The following is a 14,358-nucleotide window of genomic DNA, read 5'->3' as shown; positions in this document are numbered from 1 at the left end:
GCCTGCTTGGCAGCGGCACACGCTCATACTTTCAGGTTTAACGGTTGCGTTAACGAAAGGCAACCATTGGTGGCCTGTTTGTGTGGTTAGGCGTCGCCATTTTCGACTTGAGCGTCGGCTTCACGGTCGAGCAGGTATTGGGTCAGTAGACCCACCGGGCGGCCGGTGGCGCCTTTTTGTTTGCCCGAATGCCAAGCGGTGCCGGCAATATCCAGGTGCGCCCAGGGGAAGTGGTCGGCAAAGCGTGATAGGAAGCAGGCGGCGGTAATCGTACCCGCCGGGCGACCGCCAATGTTGGCTAAGTCGGCGAAGTTGGAGTCCAGCTGCTCCTGATACTCATCCCATAGCGGCAGGTGCCACGCGCGGTCCCAGGCGGTTTCACCAGCATCCAGCAGATCAAGCGCTAGGTCATCGTCGTTGGAGAGCAGGCCGGTGGCGTGGTGGCCAAGGGCAATAATGGCCGCGCCTGTCAACGTGGCGATATCGACCACGCTGGCCGGGGTAAAGCGCTCGGCATAGGTGAGCGCATCGCACAGCACCAAACGGCCTTCGGCATCGGTGTTGAGGACTTCAACCGTCAGGCCTTTGAGCGTTTTGATAATGTCGCCCGGCTTGGTGGCGGCGCCATCAGGCATGTTCTCGGCAGCGGCAACGATAAACACGGCGTTGAGCTTGGGTTTGATCGCCAGCACGGCTTTTACGGTGCCAAAGACGCTGGCCGCGCCGCCCATATCAAACTTCATTTCATCCATGCCTTCGCCGGGCTTCAGTGAAATACCGCCGGTATCGAAGGTGATGCCTTTACCTACCAGTACATGGGGCGCTTCCTCTGGGTTTTCTGCACCCTGATACTTCATCACGATGAGCCGTGTTGGCTCGACGCTGCCACGGCCTACTGACAGCAGTGAATAAGCGCCCAGGGCCTCTAGCGCCGCTTCGTCTAGAATCTCAACGTCGAGCGCGCCTTGAGAATCGCGACCTAATGCTTCTGCCTGCTCGGCTAAGTAGCGCGGCGTGCACACATTGCCCGGTAGGTTGCCGAGCGTGCGGGTGAAATTAATGCCCTGGCCAATGGCGGTGCCTAAAGCAGCCCCCTGCTTGGCGAGGGGGGCGTCGCTGGCATCGCTAACGATCAGGGTGAGCTTGGCCAAGCTGGGCGCTTTGGCAGGCGATGACTTAAATTGATCAAAGCGGTAAATCGCGCGTTCGGCGGCTTCCAGCGTTTTACGTGCTTTCCAGACGGCGTCGCGGCCTTCAAGCGGCACATCGGTAAAGGTGGCGTTGGCTTCATCGATAGGCAGTTTGGTGAGCGCAACCATGGCTGCGTCCAGCGCTTTAATAAAGGCCGCTTCCTGACATTTGGCGCGTTCGCCCAAGCCTACCAATAGGATGCGATCAGCCCCCAGGCCCGGTGCGAAAGGCACCAATTGCGTGTTGCCCAGCGCGGCATCGAAGTCGCCGCGCTCCAGCAGTTGGCCGATTAACCGCTCGCTGGCGTCGTCTAATTTGGCGACAGAGGGCAGTAAGTCGCTACCTTTATAGACAGGGAGAACGAGGCAAGCCGTTTCGGCTTTGGCTGGGTTCGTGGTCTGAACGGAAAATTCCATGACGTCTCCAACAAGACAAGCAACGAGTGATTCGGGATAATGCCCCGTTATTTAGTGTTTGCTACCAGTTTGATTAGTGTACCCAAGCCATGGGCGCATTGCATGGCAACCTGCACCACTAGTCGGAGAGTGCGTTGATTTTATTTCGGTACTTAACTCGCGAAGTGTTACTGACGATGTCCGCTGTGGCGGGCATCCTGCTGCTGGTGATTATGGGCAGCCGCTTTATCCGCTACTTTTCAGATGCCGCCGAGGGCGATTTTCCCGTCACGATTCTAGGCAGCCTGATGGTTTTTCATTTGCCTGGGTTTATGGAGCTGATCCTGCCGCTGTCGTTTTTTTTAGGCATTTTGTTGGCCTATGGGCAGCTTTATATGAACAGCGAAATCACCGTGATGGTGGCCTGCGGTATGAGCCCCACTCGGCTTTTACGGGTAACCCTGCTGCCCGCAACAGTGGTCGCGGTATTGGTAGGGCTGTGTAGCCTGTGGCTAACCCCTGCCGGGGCGTTGCAAACTGAGGCCATATTAGAAGAGCAGCGCAGCCGTTTAGATGTCTCAGTGCTGGCGCCAGGGCGTTTCCAAGATTTTGGCGGCGGGCGCACAGCCTATATCACTGACTTCAATAGCGACGGCACGGAAATGCAGGAAGTGCTGGTGCACGAGCAGCCCATGGCGGGGGCAGAAAAAACGCATAGTTACATCACGCGCGCGGGGTCGGGCTATCAGGAAACGAACGTCGATACCGGCAGCCGTTTTCTCATTTTGGAAGACGGCGAGCGCTACGGCGTAACGCCCGGACGCCAGGATGCCGAGCGTTTGACCTTCGAGCGCTATACGCTGCGGCTGGGGCTAAGCCGTGACCGGCAAGAGTTAAACTCGCTTGAGTATGCGACCACCACTGAGCTGTGGAACGACCCAGACCCACGAGCGCAGGCGCAGTTTCAGTGGCGGGCAGGCTTGCCGGTAATGGTATTTATTTTGGCGCTATTGGCCCAGCCGCTCTCTCGGGTGAATCCGCGTCAAGGGCGCTTTGGCAAGCTACTTCCTGCGGTATTTCTTTACGTCGCCTATTTAAGCCTGTTGCTGGCAGCGGTGGATGCTATTGGCAGCGGCTCTCTAGCGGTTGCCGTGGGTGTGTGGCCCGTGCATGGCCTGTTCTTAGGGCTTGGATTGCTGCTGCTGTGGCACTCGCAACGTAAAGGAGTGCGCTAATGCTGATCGCTATGGATCAAATGGATCGCTATATCGCCCGCAACGTGCTGGCAGCCATTGTGGTGGTGCAGTTTGTACTGCTGGGGTTGGATATCACCATTGCCTACATTGGTGATTTAGGCGACACCCAAGGCGACTATAGCGCACTAGACGTGCTGCTCTATTTAGGTATGAGGTTGCCCTGGCGCTTTTATCAGTATGCTCCAGTGGCGGTGCTGATTGGGGCACTCATTGGCCTGGGCAGTATGGCTTCCAGCAATGAGCTTACGGTGATGCGTGCTGCTGGCCGTTCGCTGGCGCGGATTGTGTGGGGCGTGATGAAGCCCGTGCTGCTGGTTGTTGTGGTCGTGCTGCTGGTGGCAGAGTTCGTCAGCCCACGAACCGAGCAGTACGCCGAAGCCTGGCGCTTAGAGCAGCGCCAAGGTGAGGGAGCCATGCTCACCACCCGCAGCGGCTGGCAGTTCGAAGGCGACAGCGTTTACCGCTTTGGGGCCATTCGGGCGGATAACGTGGTGCTGGATTTAACCCGCTACCGCTTCGACGAGCGCCGTCTCATCGAAGCGACCCATGCCAATCGTGCCCACTGGGAGGAGGGGGCATGGCAGCTGGAAGGCGTGACCACCACGCGCATTTTTGATAATCGCACTGAGTCGGAGTACCAGCCCAGTGCGGCTTGGGAAACGGCGCTCACCCCGACTCAGTTGGAGCGGCTGCTACGTAACATCGAAAGCCAGGCACCCAGCGAGCTATGGGCCTACGCCAATTTCCTCCAAAGCCAGAACCTTCAGGCAGACCAGCCGCTGCTCTATTTCTGGCAAAAGGTATTGATGCCGCTCACCATGGGGTCACTGGTACTGATTGCCGCCTCGTTTGTGTTTGGTCCGCTGCGTTCGGTGGCGGCGGGCACGCGGGTCTTTTATGGCGTAGTGACCGGTCTGGTGTTCAAGTACGTGCAGGATTTGCTCGCCCCGGCGTCGACCATCTTTGGCTTTTCCCCAGTCTGGGCGGTGCTAGTGCCGACTCTTGCCTGTGCCGCGGTGGGGATCTATTTCTTGCGCCGAAATGGCTAAAGGCCGCGCAGACGCACATCAGGAGAATAGAGCAGTGACGACGCGACGTTTTACCCAGTTGGATGACGTTTGGCCCGCCGGCATAGGTCGCCGATTGGGCGCCATGCTGTACGACGGTTTTTTGGTGACGGCTATCTGGATCGCCGTCACCGTGGCTCACTTGGCCTTTTTCCGCTTCGTGCTGGGCCAAACGGCAGAAGAGATCGGTACCACGGCCTTCGATATCTGGAGCCTGCGGCTCATGCTGCTGTTTTTCGTGACGCTGTTCTTCGTCTACTCCTGGCGCCGGGGAGGGATGACGCTCGGCATGCAAGCCTGGCGGCTGCGCGTACAAACCCTGGATGGTCACGCGATTACCTTAAAGCAGAGCCTGATTCGCTGCGCGACGGCCTGGCTGTCCTTGGCGGCCTTCGGTATCGGCTATTGGTGGGTGCTGTTCGATGGGCAGCGTAGAAGCTGGCCAGACATCGCCTCCAAGACCGAAACCGTGGTGCTCCCGAAAAAATAATTTTCAGCAGCTGGAGAGAAAATATTTGTTCAGCCAGTAGGTTAGCGAAAACTTTAGTTGCCTTAAGGCGAATCGATACTAAAGAACAACGTTTTCTACTTGAAAAGATGTATGCGAATCATTTACATTCACCTCATGATTTTTATGAGGTGTTGCCATGTACGTATGTGTGTGCAAGGGAGTAACCGACCACCAGATTCGCCAACAGGTTAGCGACGGAGCGCGCAGCTGGCGAGAAGTACGCGAAGCCACTGGCTGCGGCACTCAGTGCGGCAAGTGCGCTTGCTTTGCCAAGTCGCTCACCCGTGAGGCCGTTCAAGCTGCTCGCTTAGAGTCTGATATGAGTCTTGCTTACGCCGTATGACGCGAATCACTCTTGTTAGGCTTATCGTTAGCAAATAATTGATTTATTTGAAATTTTTTCTTTCCTGTCTATGCTCCCAACATCGTTGGGAGTAAGCCTTTTAATGGCCTATACTCCTTAGTTAATGTAATGGTACCTTTGAAAAACAGTACGCTTCAGTACTGTCCGATAAGACTTGTACGCTAAAAAAAGGTGATGGCATGAAAGGTGATCCGAAGGTTATTCAGCATCTCAATATCGCACTGGGCAACGAGCTAGTCGCTATCAACCAGTACTTCCTGCATGCCAAGATGTACAAAGACTGGGGCCTGAAAGTACTGGCTAAGTGGGAGTACGATGAGTCCATTGAAGAGATGCGGCACGCCGATAAGCTGATCGAGCGCATCCTGTTCTTGGAAGGTATTCCTAACCTTCAGGATCTCGGCAAGCTGCATATCGGTGAAAACGTCAAAGAGATGCTCGAGTGTGATTTGAAGATCGAGCATGACGGCCGCAACGACTACATCGAAGCCATTACCTACTGCGAAAGCGTGAAAGATTACGTGACGCGCGATCTGCTGCGTGACCTGCTGGCCGATGAAGAGGGTCATATCGACCACATCGAAACGCAGCTAAAACTGATCGAGCAAGTGGGTATCCAGAACTATCTGCAAAAACATATGGCACTGGCCACTGACGAAGAATAAGACTTCGTCCGCTTGGCAGTAGGCGATTAAGCGCCGAGCGCTAGCTAATACAAAACGGGCAGCCCCTTGGGGCTGCCCGTTTTGCATTTCAATGCAAAGTGTTGACCTGATATTTACCGACTGCTAGTGGCCAGCGTAGCGTCTTGATCCAGCGCACCTGGCACCGGCTCATCCACGCTAAAGGTGGCGCGGCTCAGGCGGCGTACGCGCTTCATAAACAGCGCAATGCAGACCAGCGTGCCAAGTGCCGCCACGATATAGCTGGTTTGCAGCGGCAGGTTAAAGCCAATCGGCGCATAGGCGAGGTAGGTGAAGGTCGCCATGGTCATAAATACCGCCGGAATCGAAGTGATCAGGTAAGGCTTACGCGATAGCACCAGATACATCGTGCCGGTCCAGAGCGCAATCACGGCGGTGGTTTGGTTGGCCCAGGAGAAGTAGCGCCACAGCAGCGTGAAGTCCATATGGGTGAGCGCGTAAGACGCCACAAACAGCGGCAGCGCAATCAGGATGCGCTTAACGATAGGCTTCTGCTCTACTTTCAAATAGTCGGCAATAATCATCCGAGCGCTGCGGAAGGCGGTATCGCCGGAGGTGATCGGCAGCACAATGACACCCAGCACGGCCAGGGTGCCACCAACGGCGCCCAGCATGGTGGTAGAGACTTCGCCCACAACAGCGGCAGGGCCGCCTGCTGCTAATACATCGGAAAGCGACTGTTCACCTTGGAACAGGCTCATGGCCGCCGCTGCCCAAATCATGGCAATCACGCCTTCAGCGATCATCATGCCGTAGAAGATTTTGCGTCCGTTGGTTTCGTTTTCAGTAGTGCGCGAAATGATTGGCGTCTGTGTGGCGTGGAAGCCGGAAAGCGCACCGCAGGAGATGGTCAGGAACAGCAGCGGGAAGATCGGTGCATTATCCGGGTGCATGTTCTGGAAAGAGAGCTCCGGGATAGGCGCGCCGGTTACCACCAAACCAATGCCGATGCCAGCGGCGCTGAACAGCAAAAGCGCGCCGAAGTAGGGGTAAATACGCCCAATCACTTTATCAATCGGCAGCAGCGTGGCAATCAGGTAGTAGGCAAAAATCGCCAGGATGATCAGTGTCAGCGACAGCGATGTCATGTTAGCGAGCAGGGCCGCCGGAGAGGTCACGAACACGGTGCCGACCAATAGCAGCAGCAAAATCGCAAAGCCATTCACCACGTGCTTCATCGTTTTGCCCAGGAATTTGCCCGCCAACTGGGGCAGGTGAGCGCCGTGGTTACGGATGGAGATCATGCCAGTTAGGTAGTCGTGAACCGCGCCTGCAAAAATACAGCCAATCACGATCCACACAAACGCCACCGGACCATAGAGCGCCCCCAGGATAGGGCCGAAAATGGGGCCTACCCCAGCAATGTTCAGCAGCTGAATGAGCGAGTTGCGCGTGGTATTCATCGGTACATAGTCGATGTCGTCGCGCATACTGAACGCCGGTGTTTGACGCTTACGATCGGCGACAAACACGCGCTCGACGAACTTGCCGTAGGTAAAGTAACCCACGACTAATAGCACTATCGAGAAAATGAACGTAATCATAGAAAGCACTCAACTGGTCAGGGAGGGTGTCAAGCGAACAGCCATGCAGCAAGCCGCGCTTATTTAGCCTGGGTGAATGTACAGAGACGTACCGGTTAGTGCTTTACGACTTTAGTGGTCTGCGACTTTAGTGGCTGATTAACAAAGAAAAACGGGCAACCGTTTGGCTGCCCGAAGTGAAAATGCCATCAAATTGAGGGTTAAGAGGAGACAACGCCGCAAGCCATGCGGGCGCCGCCGCCGCCGAGGTGGGGCTCATCCGCGTAAGTGTCGCCACCAGCATGAATCATCAGGCTGCGGCCCGGCATATCTTCCATACTGAGGCGTGGGGCCAGTACCGGCAGATTGGCTTCGCCATCGCCATTGACGGTGAGTACAGGTAGATCGCCCAAGTGGCCGTCACCGTAGGGGCCTTGGTGGGTGCCCGCCTCTTCTGGGTCGTAGTGGCCGCCAGCTGACAGCGCGGCGGTCATCTCGCCGCTGTCGTTCTCGGCGGGCTCACAGCTGGCGTTTTGGTGAACGTGAAAGCCGTACACGCCCGGCTCCAGGCCGGTTAACGAAGGGGTGAGCAGCACGCCATGCTCGGTATGCTCAACGGCCGCCGTGCCGATAGACTCCTCCACACCGTCGGCGCTGACCTTATGCATTTCAACCTTAAGCGGTTCATTGGCCTGTACCGTGGTGGCCAGCAGCACACCCGCCGCGATACCGGTAAGGGGTAGTGAATAGCGCATAATAATTGCTCCTTTCCTTTTCCGTGGAAGCCCTCACAAAGGGCACTCTTTAACAGTAGTTGGCCTACCGCTACTCTGCCAATGGCGACGAAATCTCCGCCTAGCGTGCTGGCAACGGATGACATGAGCGCGCCAAGCCGCGACAATAGCCCGCGATTCCACATCTCTGTTTTATGTCCCTGTTTCATGTTTCTGTTTCATGTCCAAATGCTCTGCCTATGTATCAAGGAGTTCCATGCCGCCACTTAACATCCTTTATCAGGATGAGCATCTTGTAGCGGTGCATAAGCCGTCAGGCCTGTTAGTGCACCGCTCAGCGCTGGCGCGTGGGGAAACTGAGTTCCTGCTTCAGCGCCTGCGCGACCAGCTCGGCAAGCGGGTCTACCCGGTGCACCGGCTGGACCGGCCTACCTCCGGCGTGATGGTGTTTGGTCTCTCCTCTGAGGTGGCCGCCCTGCTCAGCGAGGGCTTTAGCGAACGTCAAGTGGAGAAGCGCTACCTCGCGGTAGTGCGCGGCAAAGCGCCGGAGCAGGAGCGGTTGGATTACCCGTTACGGGAGGAGGACGGCACGCGCCCCAAGGCGGAAATGCCCGCCATGCCCGCGATGACCGACATTCGCCGCCTGGACAGCGTCGAGCTACCCGTGCAGGTAGACCGCTACCCGGTGGCGCGCTACTCGCTGGTGGAAGCGCGGCCGCTGACCGGTCGACGGCACCAAATACGCCGCCACTTATCCCGCCGTGGCTACCCGATCATTGGCGACGCCAAGCACGGCAAAAGTGTCCACAACCGCTTTTTTGCCGAGCAGCTGGCCGCACCGAGGCTACTCTTGGCCGCGACCTATTTAGCGTTTGATCACCCGCTGCTGGATAAACGCATTCAGCTCAGCTGCGCCGTGGATGAGACGATGAAAAACCTGTTCGAGCAGTTTGGCTGGCAGGGGCATTTACCGCTAGATAGCGTGCGAACGCCGCCCATTGCCACGCCTTCTGCCCTGCAAGCACTGTGAGCCTGCCCATGTCATTGAATGAATCCACGACTTCCTCTAGCGATTATGACTTCCGCTTTGGCGGTATTCGGCGCCTTTACGGCCAGCGTGCGGTGCAGGCATTTCGCCGTGCCCATGTGGTGGTGGTCGGGGTTGGCGGCGTGGGTAGCTGGGCGGTCGAGGCGCTCGCCCGCTCGGGCATCGGCAAACTTACGCTGATTGATCTGGACGACGTGTGCGTCTCCAACGTCAACCGCCAACTCCACGCGCTGGATGGCACGATTGGCCAGCCCAAAGTAGACGTGCTGGCCGAGCGCTGCCGCCTGATTGCTCCCGAGATCGAGATCATCGCGGATACCGCTTTCGTCACGCCCACCAACCTAGCCGAGCGCATTCCTGAGGATGCCGACCATGTGGTGGATGCCATTGATAGCGTCATCGCCAAAGCGGCGCTAATCGCCTGGTGCAAGCGACGCAAAATCCCGATTACCGTCACCGGCGCAGCGGGCGGACAAACCGACCCCACGCGCATTCAAGTGGCGGACTTGACCCGCACCGAGCACGACCCGCTGCTCTCCAAAGTGCGCTCAAGATTGCGCCGGGATTACGGCTTCTCCCGCAACCCTAAACGGCGTTTCTCGGTGGAGTGCGTCTACTCCGACGAGCAGCTGGTCTACCCCAGCGGCGACGGCGAAGTGTGCCTGCAAAAGCCCGACAGCAACGAGGCTACACGGCTGGACTGCGCTTCAGGCTTTGGCGCCGCGACGTTTCTAACCGGCACCTTTGGCTTCGTGGCCGCCTCCAAAGTGTTGGAGCGCCTCGCTAAGAAAGCGAATCAGCCCGCCGCCACTCAAGCCATTCAAGAGGAAAACGAATGACCACTCCCGTTCCCGGTATTTACCGCCACTACAAAGGCAGCCTTTACGAGGTGGTGGGCACCGCCCAGCACAGCGAAAGCGAAGAGCCGCTGGTGGTCTACCGCGCGCTCTACGGCGACTACGGCCTCTGGGTGCGCCCGCTAGCGATGTTCACGGAGAGCGTGACGAAAGAGGGGAGCACCCAGCCGCGCTTTGCGTTGGAGAAGGCGTTTTAGCCCGTATCGATTGCGCCACTAGTACTCTTATGGATTGCCGCCCCCTGTTGCCAGGGAGGCGGCATTTTTGTGGTGGTGATTGCTTATATTCAATAATTAGCTATCTTTATAACAATAGTTGGCGCATAAGCGTCAAGCATACATACTCACGTATCTAGGAGATAAGCATGAAGACCTTTGCCCTATCTCAAAGCACCGGTGCGGGGTCACCCGACGTAGCGGGCTTTTTTGATCCGCGCACCTTTAGCGTTCAGTACATCGTCAGCGACCCCGCTACCAAACAGTGCGCGATTATTGACCCGGTGCTGGATTTCGACGAGAAATCCGGCGCAACGGCGACTTTCTGCGCTGATGCGTTGCTGAAATATATTAAGGAAGAGGGACTGACAGTGGCGTGGATTCTGGATACGCACCCACACGCAGACCACTTTTCAGCAGCCCAGTACCTAAAAGAAAAAACCGGCGCGCCGACGGCGATTGGCCAGTACGTCACGCAAGTGCAGGCCCTGTGGAAGGAGATTTATCACTGGCCGGAGATGCCCACCGATGGCCGCCAGTGGGACACGCTGTTTGTCGAGGGCGATACGTTTGCCATTGGTGAACTCAGCGCCCGCGTGCTGCACTCGCCTGGCCATACGCTGGCCTCCATCACCTACGTCATCGGTGATGCCGCCTTTGTGCATGACACCCTTTTCCAGCCTGATTTTGGGACGGCGCGCGCCGATTTTCCCGGTGGGGATGCCAAGTCTCTATGGAACTCCATTCAGCAGATTCTCACGCTGCCGGACGATACGCGGCTGTTCACCGGCCACGACTATATGCCCGATGGCCGTGAGCCAACGTGGCAGAGCAGTGTCGATGAGCAGCGAGCCAACAACCCGCACTTGGTTGGCAAAAGCGAGGAGGAGTACATCGCCCTACGCCACCAGCGGGATAGCGAGCTACCCATGCCCAAGCTGATTTTGCACGCGCTGCAGGTGAATACTCGCGGTGGCCGTTTACCGGAACCAGAAGCCAACGGCAAGCGCTATCTAAAAATCCCCCTGGATGCCCTGGAAGGTGCGGCCTGGGATTGATGTTATCCAAACCAAGAGGAGGTGTGGTCATGCAAACGAAGCCATTGGAGCCAGGCGTTGAGATCACCTCAGCGCTGACGTTGGATGAGTTGGAAGAGGTAAAAGCCCGTGGTTTTCACGCGGTGGTGTGTAACCGCATCGAGGGTGAGAGCGAAGATTTTCCCGACGAGGCGCGCTACCGCGAAAAAGCTGAGCAGCTTGGCCTTGCCTGGGTGCATATCCCCGTGAAGCCAGGCGAGTACAGTGAGGCTGACATCCGCGCCTTTGCTGAAGCGCTCCAACAACTGCCGCGCCCGCTATTGGCATTTTGCCGCTCAGGTAAGCGGGCCACGCACCTGTGGGCCTACGCCAAGCGTCAGCACGAGCAGTGCGATTTGGCGGAGCTGTTTGCGGCGGCCCATGCGGCAGGGGTTGACTTGGAAGATCAGCGCCATGGCCTTGAACGAAGCGCCCAATAAAAAGCGAAGACGCGTGAAACCCTAGTACGAAGGCCCCGTATCAGCAGATACCTATTATGAGACTGCATCATGATCATTGAGCGCTGGGTGCCGCTAATCGGCTGGCTGCGAACGTATCATCGGGGCTTGCTCACGCGGGATGTACTTGCCGCGGTGATCGTCACGCTGATGCTGGTGCCGCAAGCGCTGGCCTACGCCATGCTGGCAGGGTTGCCGCCGGAAATGGGGCTCTATGCCAGCATGCTGCCGCTGGTGCTGTACGCCGTCTTTGGCACCAGCGCGAGTTTGGCAGTAGGGCCGGTGGCGGTGGCAGCACTCATGACGGCCTCGGCGCTGAGCAGTTTTGCCGCGCCGGGCAGCCCGGAGTATATCGGTGCGGGGCAGGGTTAATGGTCAAAGCCGCGCCTATTTCGGCCGTGGTAGTGACCACCCTGTTGGCCTGGGGCTTCCAACTAGAGCAGCGCGGGGTCGATTTGGTGGGCTTTGTGCCCAGTGGCCTGCCTGCCATTACGCTGCCGAGTCTGGATCAATCGCTGTGGCTCGGTCTGCTCCCGGCGGCGCTGCTGATCAGCTTGGTAGGGTTTGTAGAGTCGGTGTCCGTGGCGCAGACCCTGGCCGCCAAGCGTCGTCAGCGTATCGACCCCAACCAAGAGCTGATTGCGCTCGGCATGGCGAATCTTGGCGCTGGCATTAGCGGCGGCTCGCCGGTGTCGGGCGGTTTTTCGCGCTCGGTGGTCAATTTTGAAGCCGGGGCAGCAACGCCGCTGGCGGGGGCGTTTACCGCGCTTGGGATTGTGTTGGCCACGCTGCTACTCACCGACTTACTGGCCTTTTTACCCACCGCCACGCTGGCCGCCACGATTATCGTGGCAGTGGGGACGTTGATTGATTTGCCTGCGGTAAAGCGAACCTGGCAATACTCCAGCAGCGATGGGGTGGCGATGGTCGCTACTTTGCTGCTGACCCTTCTGCACAGCGTGGAAGTGGGCATTATCAGCGGGGTGGTGCTCTCGCTGGGGCTACACCTTTACCGCACCAGCCAGCCCCATAGTGCGGTGGTAGGGCGGGTGCCGGGCACCGAGCATTTTCGTAACGTGAAGCGCCATCAGGTAGAAACCGACGAGCATGTCGCCATGCTGCGCATCGATGAAAGCCTCTATTTTGCCAACGCCCGCTATCTTGAAGATACCGTCATGGCGCTGGCCTCCCGCTCGCCGTCGATCAAGCACATTGTGCTCACCTGTCAGGCAGTGAATGTCATCGATGCTTCGGCCCTGGAGAGCCTGGAGGCGATCAACGGTCGGCTGAAAGACGCCGGTGCCATGCTCCACTTGGCCGAGGTGAAAGGGCCGGTGATGGATCGCCTAACGCACACGGCGTTCTACCACGAGCTCACCGGCCAAGTGTTCTTTACCACCTATGACGCTTGGCAAGCGTTGGCGCATCCGGCCAGTGCTGGGGTGGTGTCGGTGTGACGTGGTTTTGTCACTCCCAGGCTGGGAATGGATCGGGCAGTTGCTGCCATACCTTCATACCTTCCAAAAGCTCCGCCTCGCTGAGCAGGCAGCCGTCCAGCGCTTCACGCATTCTGGCCTCATCTAGGTTTTGGCCGATAAATACCAGCTCTTGGCGCATATCGCCAAACGGCTCCTGCCACTTCTCCATAATGAATTGGCGATACTCCGGGTCCTCTGGCCAGTCGGCTTCAGGAATGGCTTTCCAGAACACGCCCGCCGGGCCGTGATGGGCAATGCCACCTGCCTGGCTCCACTGGCCTGCGTAACGGGGGCGAGTCGCCAGCCAGAAGAAACCTTTCGAGCGTAGCAGGCCTTTGCCAAACCATTCGGCGTTTAACAGGTCGTGAAACTTTTGAGGGTGAAAGGGGCGGCGAGCGTGGTAGGCGAAGCTGCCAATACCGTACTCTTCGGTTTCGGGGATGTGTTCGCCACGTAGCTCTTTCAGCCAGCCGGGCGCTTGCTGCGCGTGTTCAAAGTTGAACTTGCCTGTATTCAGCACTTTTTCTAGCGGCACGCCACCTTGGGTGATGGGCACGATGTCTGCGTCGGGATTGAGCGAGCGTAGAATCGCTTTCAAAGCGTCCAGCTCTTTCTCAGTGATCAGGTCGGTCTTGCTGATCAGTAGGACATTGCAAAACTCAATTTGGTCGACCAACAGGTCTGCGACGTTACGTTCGTCCTCTTCGCCCAGGCTCTCTCCGACCTCTTCAAGGCTTTGCGCTTCCTGGTATTGGGCGAGGAAGTTAGCCCCGTCCACCACCGTCACGAGGGTGTCTAGCCGGGCAACGTGGGAAAGGCTTTGACCACTCTCATCTTCAAAGGTGAAGGTTTCGGCGACAGGCAGCGGTTCAGAAATACCGGTCGACTCGATCACCAGGTAATCAAACTTACCTTCACGGGCCAGTTGGCTGACCTCGACCAACAGATCTTCACGCAGGGTGCAGCAGATGCAGCCATTGCTCATTTCGACCAAGCGCTCGTCTGCGCGGTTGAGCGCAACATTACTGTCGAGTGTTGACTCGCCTGGGCCGCCGCGTACCAGGGCACCATCGATATTGACGTCGCTCATGTCATTGACGATCACCGCCACCCGGAGGCCTTCACGGTTCGCCAGGATATGGTTGAGCACGGTGGTTTTGCCGGCACCTAAAAAGCCGGAAAGCACGGTCACGGGTAAGGGAGAAAGCAACGACATTGCCAAGACCTTTCATAGTATATGTTATGTGATAATATAACATTATTGGGGCGCTGAAAATGGTCTTCGCCTCTCTGTTCCTTCCTAGCAGTCTGTCGGACTTGAGGTTAATGGATGAGCTGAGGCGTGGGTTCTTCACCCCCCCTGTGTTGGTGTTGGTGTTGGTGTTGGTGTTGGTGCTGTTGTGTGGCTCTTAACCTGCCCCTCAGCTTCTGCAAGGCGGTTCTGACGCCTTGCCTGCTGGCCGGTTGGGCGCGGCGAGCCC

14 protein-coding genes and 1 pseudogene are annotated in these 14,358 nt (G+C 57.7%); 11 read left to right on the top strand and 4 right to left on the bottom strand.

All coding sequences use genetic code 11. The features are described 5' to 3' along the window. Positions 1-86: 86 nt before the first annotated feature. A complete protein-coding gene (locus NH344_RS05760; RefSeq protein ID WP_172515377.1) occupies positions 87-1,607 on the bottom strand; it encodes a leucyl aminopeptidase in 1,521 nt (506 codons plus the stop codon). A gap of 134 nt (positions 1,608-1,741) precedes the next feature. On the opposite strand from NH344_RS05760, the gene lptF reads away from it, so the two are divergent. The 5 genes from lptF (at position 1,742) to bfr (ending at position 5,449) form a co-directional block, all read left to right on the top strand. Beyond that, a complete protein-coding gene (lptF, locus tag NH344_RS05755) occupies positions 1,742-2,821 on the top strand; it encodes an LPS export ABC transporter permease LptF (protein WP_253027630.1) in 1,080 nt (359 codons plus the stop codon). Positions 2,822-2,826: 5 nt separating this feature from the next. Continuing rightward, on the top strand, positions 2,827-3,891 hold the full coding sequence (gene lptG / locus NH344_RS05750; RefSeq protein ID WP_253027658.1) for an LPS export ABC transporter permease LptG: 1,065 nt from the start codon (positions 2,827-2,829) through the stop codon (positions 3,889-3,891). Positions 3,892-3,925: 34 nt separating this feature from the next. Beyond that, positions 3,926-4,399: an RDD family protein gene (locus tag NH344_RS05745; RefSeq protein ID WP_230834473.1), complete on the top strand. Its 474-nt coding sequence runs from the start codon at positions 3,926-3,928 to the stop codon at positions 4,397-4,399. Positions 4,400-4,556: 157 nt separating this feature from the next. After that, on the top strand, positions 4,557-4,763 hold the full coding sequence (locus NH344_RS05740) for a bacterioferritin-associated ferredoxin (protein WP_044630650.1): 207 nt from the start codon (positions 4,557-4,559) through the stop codon (positions 4,761-4,763). A gap of 200 nt (positions 4,764-4,963) precedes the next feature. Next, the gene (gene bfr, locus NH344_RS05735) at positions 4,964-5,449 is read left to right on the top strand and encodes a bacterioferritin (protein WP_172515379.1); all 486 of its coding nucleotides are present in this window, start codon (positions 4,964-4,966) and stop codon (positions 5,447-5,449) included. 113 nt (positions 5,450-5,562) lie between these two features. On the opposite strand, the gene NH344_RS05730 is transcribed toward bfr, so the two are convergent. Both NH344_RS05730 and sodC read right to left on the bottom strand, forming a co-directional pair. Next, entirely contained in the window at positions 5,563-7,032 is a 1,470-nt protein-coding gene (locus NH344_RS05730) for a carbon starvation protein A (RefSeq protein ID WP_089675153.1), read from the bottom strand. A 200-nt stretch (positions 7,033-7,232) separates the two neighbouring features. After that, positions 7,233-7,766: a superoxide dismutase [Cu-Zn] SodC gene (gene sodC / locus NH344_RS05725; protein ID WP_253027629.1), complete on the bottom strand. Its 534-nt coding sequence runs from the start codon at positions 7,764-7,766 to the stop codon at positions 7,233-7,235. A 235-nt stretch (positions 7,767-8,001) separates the two neighbouring features. On the opposite strand from sodC, the gene NH344_RS05720 reads away from it, so the two are divergent. From NH344_RS05720 to NH344_RS05695, 6 genes and pseudogenes are all read left to right on the top strand, one after another. Beyond that, positions 8,002-8,775, top strand: a complete 774-nt coding sequence (locus NH344_RS05720) for a pseudouridine synthase (RefSeq protein WP_172415884.1) — start codon at positions 8,002-8,004, stop codon at positions 8,773-8,775. 8 nt (positions 8,776-8,783) lie between these two features. Then, a complete protein-coding gene (tcdA, locus tag NH344_RS05715) occupies positions 8,784-9,632 on the top strand; it encodes a tRNA cyclic N6-threonylcarbamoyladenosine(37) synthase TcdA (RefSeq protein ID WP_228219051.1) in 849 nt (282 codons plus the stop codon). After that, positions 9,629-9,847, top strand: a complete 219-nt coding sequence (locus tag NH344_RS05710) for a DUF1653 domain-containing protein (RefSeq protein WP_089675157.1) — start codon at positions 9,629-9,631, stop codon at positions 9,845-9,847. Before tcdA ends, NH344_RS05710 begins: the two co-directional genes overlap by 4 nt. A 167-nt stretch (positions 9,848-10,014) precedes the next feature. Then, entirely contained in the window at positions 10,015-10,923 is a 909-nt protein-coding gene (locus tag NH344_RS05705; RefSeq protein ID WP_253027628.1) for an MBL fold metallo-hydrolase, read from the top strand. 29 nt (positions 10,924-10,952) lie between these two features. After that, on the top strand, positions 10,953-11,381 hold the full coding sequence (locus tag NH344_RS05700) for a TIGR01244 family sulfur transferase (protein WP_253027627.1): 429 nt from the start codon (positions 10,953-10,955) through the stop codon (positions 11,379-11,381). A 69-nt stretch (positions 11,382-11,450) separates the two neighbouring features. Beyond that, positions 11,451-12,856, top strand: a pseudogene (locus tag NH344_RS05695) (SulP family inorganic anion transporter). 10 nt (positions 12,857-12,866) lie between these two features. Here the strand turns inward: NH344_RS05695 and zigA are convergent. Further along, the gene (zigA, locus tag NH344_RS05690; RefSeq protein WP_058579659.1) at positions 12,867-14,093 is read right to left on the bottom strand and encodes a zinc metallochaperone GTPase ZigA; all 1,227 of its coding nucleotides are present in this window, start codon (positions 14,091-14,093) and stop codon (positions 12,867-12,869) included. Positions 14,094-14,358: the final 265 nt, after the last annotated feature.

It is taken from the genome of Halomonas sp. Ps84H-12 (assembly GCF_024124725.1).
GTDB classification, from domain to species: Bacteria; Pseudomonadota; Gammaproteobacteria; order Pseudomonadales; family Halomonadaceae; genus Vreelandella; species Vreelandella aquamarina.
This window is presented reverse-complemented; position numbering and strand designations above follow the sequence as displayed.